Origin of the sequence: Occallatibacter sp., from assembly GCF_035317045.1 — a bacterium.
Taxonomy (GTDB): Bacteria; Acidobacteriota; Terriglobia; order Terriglobales; family Acidobacteriaceae; genus Telmatobacter.
In genome coordinates, this window is sequence record NZ_DATHHT010000007.1 from 1 (window position 1) to 2,038 (window position 2,038).

Here is a 2,038-nt window from a genome sequence, read left to right on the forward strand (position 1 = left end):
GTGCGGACGTGGAAATCGACTGAACATAATACTGACCTCGCCGCCGCGTTTGGCCTTCTTGCGATCCGTACAGGCGATTCGCGCTGGCGCGATAAGGCAACGGTTGCTGAGTACTTCGTAAATACGATGTGGGATCCGGCATGCGCCTGTTTCGCCGCAGGTACCGCTGAAGACGGTGTCACGCACAATCCGATTTTGGCTCTGGATGCCCAGGTCTGGCCTTTAATGGCGCTCCCCGGAGCGGCCGAGAAATTTGCATCGGCAATTACTACCGCCGAACAGCGAATGAGTGTCGACGAGGGCTTTTCCTACGGTGAAGACCGAGACGGTGTGTGGACCGAAGGGACGGGCCAAATGGCTCTCTTGTTGAAATTGCTTGGCAGGACTGGGAGGGCAAAGTCGTTGATCGCTGTCATCGAATCCCAGAGGTCGCCGGATGGTGGGTTGTATGCCACAACTGCCCGCGAGTTACCGACTGGGTTCGTGTTGGACACCGATCCGACCAAGCCGCGACTCTATTTCCGATTGCCACATCTTGGCGCAGCTTCGTGGGCTGCCCTCGCGGAACGTGGGTTCAATCCCTTTACGGTGACAAAAGGACTTCCGTAGTTGAGCCGCAGTGCTTCTCGTCTCGGCCATTTCGGTCTGTTTTGATTTCGATATGTCCGCAAAGGGTCAATCGCGTCGTTTCGACCGTGTCCCAATGACTTCCGCTCTACCTCCATAAGCAGACCTTTCCAGGGTCCGACGACATGTCTCAAACGTGCCAATAGGCGACACTTGCACAAAACGGCGATCAGCGTCGAAGTGCTGGTGGCTACGGCGTATCGATGATCGCTTATGAGCCGTTTACGGCCGCTTGGCGTTCTTGGTGATACATCTGGGATGGGCCAGCTAATAGAGACGCGACTAGTTGAATCTTGTCGGAAGAGGATAGCGAGATGACTGAACGAATTTCGTTAGAGGGGAAGGTCGCGGTTGTGACTGGGGCAGGCCGCGGGCTGGGGCGGGCATACGTCGAACTTCTCGCCGAACGCGGTGCCCGGGTCGTGGTGAACGACCTGGGGACCGACGTATCGGGGTTCGGGAAGGACTCCACGATAGCGGAACAGGTGGCCGACCTCATTCGGTCACGTGGAGGCGAGGCAATCGCGAATAACAGCGATGTTTCCACCCCTGAAAGTGGCAGTGACCTGATCGCGACGACCATCGAGCATTTCGGGAGAATAGACCTTCTCGTGAACAACGCCGGTATCTGCGGAAGCCAGCTATTCGAGGACGCCACCCTTGATGATTTCGATCACTATTGGCGCGTGCACCTCGGCGGGCCGGTCAACACGGTGAAGGCTGCCTGGCCGTACATGGTCGCACAGCACTATGGGAAGATCATCCTCACGAGTTCAGTCAGCGGGCTGTTCGGACTACGGGGCCAAGCCACCTATGCGGCGGCCAAGTGCGCAGTAGTCGGATTGATGCGCATTCTTGCAATTGAAGGCGCTGAGCATGGGATTCTCGTGAACACCATTTCGCCGAACGCGTACACGAGGATGCACGCGGCGGCGGTTGCGGATCCCGATTGGCTGAAGCAGAGCGAAGCCACAATGCCAGTTGAGGCTGTCGCGCCGGTGATCGTCTGGCTGGCCAGCGATGGTTGTTCCGAGACGAACCGCATCTACAACGTGGAAGCTGGAGCAATCCAACGTATCGCTATCGTCATGGGACCTGGCTTCCACGATCCACATCTGACACCCGAGAGCATCGCCGAGAACTACACAAAGGTCGAATCGATCGAGGGCTTCTCCGAACCGGGTCCGTTCGAGCCCAGTAAGGGATGAGAGCGCGAATAGATTCGAGCAATCAGAAGCTCTTTGTGAATTTTTGAGCTGCGTTATGACCGCTAATGGGATGGTCCGGCCGTGCTCCTGCCCCGCCAGCAAGCGAAGCTGGCAAGGGGCGCCAAAGACGAGGGAGCACGCCATGTCTCAGACAGCCAATACCGCAATCGCCGTGATCGGCATCGATATCGGCAAGAACTCGT

2 protein-coding genes are annotated in these 2,038 nt (G+C 57.5%); both read left to right on the forward strand.

Annotated elements, in window-relative coordinates:
- Window positions 1–609 (forward strand): hypothetical protein (locus VK574_RS03270; RefSeq protein WP_472798376.1); only part of this gene is annotated, 609 nt, incomplete at its 5' end.
- Between the two features lie 332 nt (window positions 610–941).
- Window positions 942–1,835 carry an SDR family NAD(P)-dependent oxidoreductase gene (locus tag VK574_RS03275; protein ID WP_472798377.1) on the forward strand — a complete coding sequence of 298 codons (894 nt, stop codon included), beginning with the start codon at window positions 942–944 and terminating at the stop codon, window positions 1,833–1,835.
- Window positions 1,836–2,038 lie beyond the last annotated feature (203 nt).

Excerpts from the sequence above, each read along its gene's own strand:
- VK574_RS03275 (WP_472798377.1), top strand. The coding sequence starts at position 942 with ATGACTGAACGAATTTCGTTAGAGGGGAAGGTCGCGGTTGTGACTGGG.